General features: G+C 74.4%; 1 protein-coding gene. It reads right to left on the bottom strand.

Translation table 11 applies throughout. From position 1 onward, the window contains the following. Positions 1-77: 77 nt before the first annotated feature. On the bottom strand, positions 78-1146 hold a 1069-nt coding region (locus ACFVIM_RS35250), incomplete at its 5' end, for a CaiB/BaiF CoA transferase family protein (RefSeq protein WP_384310486.1).

The raw sequence follows: 1146 nt of genomic DNA on the forward strand, positions 1-1146 counted from the left end.
CTCACGCCCGATCCCCCGCCCCGAACCCGACACCACAGCGACCCTGCCCACCAGCGTTCCCATAGTCCTGACGTCCTTCACTGAGCCGAAACGGAAGAGGAGGTGAGGGCCTCGACGGCGGACTCGGGCAGGCCGAGGCCGGTGAGCACCTCACGGGTGTGGGCGCCCACGACGGGCGCCGGGCGGGGCGGGCCCGCCGGGGTGGTGCCGAACCGGGGCGCGGGCGCGGGCTGGAGGATCCCGTCCAGCGTCAGATAGGTGCCCCGGGTGGCGTTGTGCGGATGGCGGGCCGCCTCGGTGAGCCCGTACACCGGGGTGACACAGGCGGGGACGGCGGCGAAGCGTTCGGTCCACTCCTCCCGGGTGCGGCCCGCGAACAGCTCCCCGAGCCGCCGCCCCATCGCGGGCCAGGACTCCTGGTGGTGCTGCCGGGCGAACAGAGGATCGTCCGTGAGACCGAGGACGGCCAGGAACGCGGCGTAGAACGGGGGCTCCACACAGCCGACGGCCATATGGCGACCGTCGGCGGTGCGGTAGGAGCGATAGAAGGGCGCGCCGCCGTCGAAGAGGTTGGCGCCCCGGCGTTCGCTCCAGCGGCCGGTGGCCAGGAGCCCGTGGATCAGGGCGAGCTGGACGGCGGTGCCGTCCGTCATCGCCGCGTCGACGACCTGACCCCGTCCGGTGCGCTGGGCGTGGACGAGCGCGGTGGTGAGGCCGAGCGCGAGGAGCATGCCGCCCCCGCCCATGTCGCCGAAGAGGTTCAGCGGTACGGGCGGGTCCTCGCCCTCGGTGCCGAGGGCGCCCAGGGCCCCGGCGACGGCGATGTAGTTGATGTCATGGCCGGGCGTCCGGGCGAGGGGTCCGTCCTGTCCCCAGCCGGTCATCCGGCCGTAGACGAGACGGGGGTTGCGGGCGAGGCACTCCCGCGGACCGAGGCCGAGGCGTTCGGCGACCCCGGGGCGGAAGCCCTCGATCAGGGCGTCGGCGGTCTCGACCAGCCTCAGCAGCGCCTCGCGCGCGTCCGGGTCCTTGAGGTCGAGGGCGATCGAGAGCCGGTTGCGGTGCAGGACCGGATGGCGGGAGGGCGCTCCCGCCTCGGCGGGCCGGTCCACCCGGATGACCTCGGCGCCCTGGTCACCGAGGAGC

Source organism: Streptomyces sp. NPDC057638, from assembly GCF_042800315.1.
Classification (GTDB): Bacteria; Actinomycetota; Actinomycetes; order Streptomycetales; family Streptomycetaceae; genus Streptomyces.